We start from the raw sequence: 268 nt of genomic DNA, 5'->3' as shown, positions 1-268 counted from the left end.
TCTTCCTCATCGTCATAAACTGGTTCACCATGGATTTTGATGTATTCTTCATTCCTACGGTCATCTTCTGCCCAAACTGGGTCTCTCACATCGTCCATAAATGGAATTTCTTCCAAACTCAGCTCATTAGCCTCTTCATAACTCATCGAAAGGATTGCCTCATGCCGTTTTTTAAATTCCTCCACACTTAACCAGCTCTCTTTATCATCTTCGCTAATCTGACCATCAATAGCAGTCGCAATTTCAATGGCCATAATATACATAGCTC

General features: G+C 40.7%; 1 pseudogene. It reads right to left on the bottom strand.

The features are described from left to right. Positions 1-268: pseudogene (locus tag HMPREF2613_RS06400) on the bottom strand (hypothetical protein); the annotation flags it as partial.

The sequence above is a fragment of the Streptococcus sp. HMSC070B10 genome (assembly GCF_001808665.1).
Taxonomy (GTDB): Bacteria; Bacillota; Bacilli; order Lactobacillales; family Streptococcaceae; genus Streptococcus.
Note: the sequence above shows the minus strand (reverse complement) of the source record. Positions and strands in the feature narration are given on the sequence as shown.